General features: G+C 58.5%; 1 protein-coding gene. It reads right to left on the reverse strand.

Features of this window, described 5'->3' with window-relative positions; genetic code table 11:
• Positions 1-80 precede the first annotated feature (80 nt).
• Positions 81-728 (reverse strand): transposase (locus F2P44_RS34465; protein WP_223165159.1); only part of this gene is annotated, 648 nt, incomplete at its 5' end.

The raw sequence follows: 728 nt of genomic DNA on the forward strand, positions 1-728 counted from the left end.
ACGGGACATCGAATGGAGCAGTATGCGGTTGAAGGTTGGCGGGTTGGTGGTCAGTTCTCGGCAGACCGGACGTGGCTTACTCAGGACGAGTTGAGGGACCTGGCCGGTGTCGACAGGTACAGTCGTTCGGTCAAGGTCTGGAGCAGATGTTTGGCCGGACAGGCGCTCGGAAGGTGAAGGACAATCTTGTTCTTGTACTGCCTGACCTGCACGGCGATTTTGAACAGTTTGGAAATGACCGTTGATGGCTGCGCCTGCGACAGCGCGGTATGCCGCAGCCCTTCGGTACGCAGTTGCTGATGCAGGATGTAGGCCGCCGCGTGCAGCAACAAGCGCATGCAATTGGCGAGAAAGCTGGTGCAGGAAGTACGGTCGGCGGCGAGGTCATCCTTGAGATGCTTGATGTAATTTTCGGCCTGACCGCGCGCGCAATAAATATCTTCGTACAACATGCCGGCATCGAGTCCTGGCAGCGAGGTGACGATGAAGCGCGTGTTCTCGCCAAGCGCCATGACCTCGGCCTTGAGAAGCACGCGCCAGGCCTTCGGCCACGAGCGCGCCTTGTAAGTAAATTCATCGAACAGACGCACCGCATTGGGTACCACGTCTTGCGATTGCGCAGCCACCCACCGGTCGATGGCGCGAAGTCTGGTCGGCTCGGCCATCGCAAGGAGCTTGGGGTTGCAGGCGAAACCGAAAATGAAGTCCACGTTCGACATGCTGTCGAT

Source organism: Massilia frigida, assembly GCF_011682175.1.
Taxonomy (GTDB): Bacteria; Pseudomonadota; Gammaproteobacteria; order Burkholderiales; family Burkholderiaceae_D; genus Telluria_A; species Telluria_A frigida.